The sequence below is a fragment of the Streptomyces nanshensis genome (assembly GCF_001751255.1).
GTDB classification, from domain to species: domain Bacteria; phylum Actinomycetota; class Actinomycetes; order Streptomycetales; family Streptomycetaceae; genus Streptomyces; species Streptomyces nanshensis_A.
This window is the reverse complement of the sequence record NZ_LJGW01000465.1, coordinates 1-306: the sequence shown is the minus strand read 5'-3', so window position 1 is coordinate 306 and position 306 is coordinate 1. Positions and strand designations below refer to the sequence as shown.

General features: G+C 70.6%; 1 protein-coding gene. It reads right to left on the bottom strand.

Annotation, left to right across the window (positions count from 1 at the left end):
• A partial coding sequence (locus AN218_RS28525) for a polyketide synthase dehydratase domain-containing protein (protein ID WP_244900787.1) occupies positions 1 to 302 on the bottom strand: 302 nt, incomplete at its 3' end.
• Between the last annotated feature and the right edge of the window lie 4 nt (positions 303 to 306).

The window sequence follows — 306 nt, the reverse complement described above, 5'->3', positions numbered from 1 at the left end:
GTGTCCTCCGGCAGGGTCACCTCGGCGAACAGCGCACCGTCCTCGCCCCGCCAGGCAGCCGTCAACCCCTGGAAGACGGGACCGTAGTCGAAGCCAGCGTCCGCGAACCGCTCGTAGCAGTCGGCGAGTTCCACGGGGTGCGCGTCGGCCGGAGGCCACACCGACGCGTCGAATCCCGCAACCGGCCCCTCACCCTCAGCCAGGACGCCGCTCGCGTGCTCGACCCACGGAACGTCCCCATCAGTCTCCGGCCGTGCATAGACAGCCAGTCGGCGACGCCCCGCATCATCCGCAGCTCCCACCGAA